Here is a 663-nt window from a genome sequence, read left to right on the forward strand (position 1 = left end):
AGCGAAAAGACGCAAAAGAAAGTGATGGCGGTTGTTGACGAGTACAATTACAAGCCGGATCATGCCGCTTCTTCTTTGCGTGCCGGTAACTCGCGTTCGTTTGGACTTATCATCCCAGACTTGGAGAACACCAGTTACGCACGCCTTGCAAAACTGATTGAACAAAACTCGCGTAAGGCGGGTTATCAAATTCTAATTGGCTGCTCAGATGATGATCCGGAAACGGAGAAAAAGGTTGCTGAAGCGCTAATCAGCCGCCGAATTGACGCGCTATTTGTCGCAAGTGGTATGCCATCGGCTAATGAGTATTATCTCAAGTTACAAAACTCGGGCACTCCGGTTATAGCACTTGACCGTCCAATGGATGATGAGCATTTTTGTTGCGTTATCAGTGAAGATTTTGATGCTGCTTTTGAGCTTACAGAATCGGTACTGTCACCAGAGATCAAAACCATTGGTTTGATTGGTGCGTTGCAAGATCTGCAAGTGTCGAAAGAGCGCGAACTGGGTTTTCGGTCTGCCTGCCAAAAAGACGAAACGACAATGACCGTCGGTTACGGTTTGCACTTCTCTCGTGAGGAGGGAAAAAAGGTACTGGATAAATGGGTTCAAGCAGACAGTTTGCCTGATGCGATCGTGACGACTTCCTACACGTTGCTTGAA

General features: G+C 46.9%; 1 protein-coding gene. It reads left to right on the forward strand.

The window, feature by feature from the left end; translation table 11 throughout:
- The coding region (locus R7R24_RS27485) for a substrate-binding domain-containing protein (RefSeq protein WP_318120236.1) at positions 1–663 on the forward strand (663 nt) is incomplete at both ends.

This window comes from Vibrio sp. 704, from assembly GCF_033339295.1.